1 protein-coding gene is annotated in these 227 nt (G+C 33.9%); it reads right to left on the bottom strand.

The features are described from left to right. The coding region (locus V6256_RS15610; RefSeq protein WP_341599147.1) for a hypothetical protein at positions 1-227 on the bottom strand (227 nt) is incomplete at both ends.

The following is a 227-nucleotide window of genomic DNA, read 5'->3' as shown; positions in this document are numbered from 1 at the left end:
TTCGTCAAATATCATACATATACAGATATTATCCTGTTGCTCTAAGACCATATATTTATCTGATTGCCCCTCTGTGGTTGTTAATACGGCGAGTTCTGCATTATCAAATTGCATTTGCTGCACTGGCGATTCTTGGAATAAACTGCTCTTAGGGATAATAGTATTATGAAAAACATGAATCGCTAATAAATGCAAAATTATCTTACTAGGATGTGACTCTTCAAAAT

Source organism: Psychromonas aquatilis, assembly GCF_038155185.1.
Lineage (GTDB): Bacteria > Pseudomonadota > Gammaproteobacteria > Enterobacterales > Psychromonadaceae > Psychromonas > Psychromonas aquatilis.
Note: the sequence above shows the minus strand (reverse complement) of the source record. Positions and strands in the feature narration are given on the sequence as shown.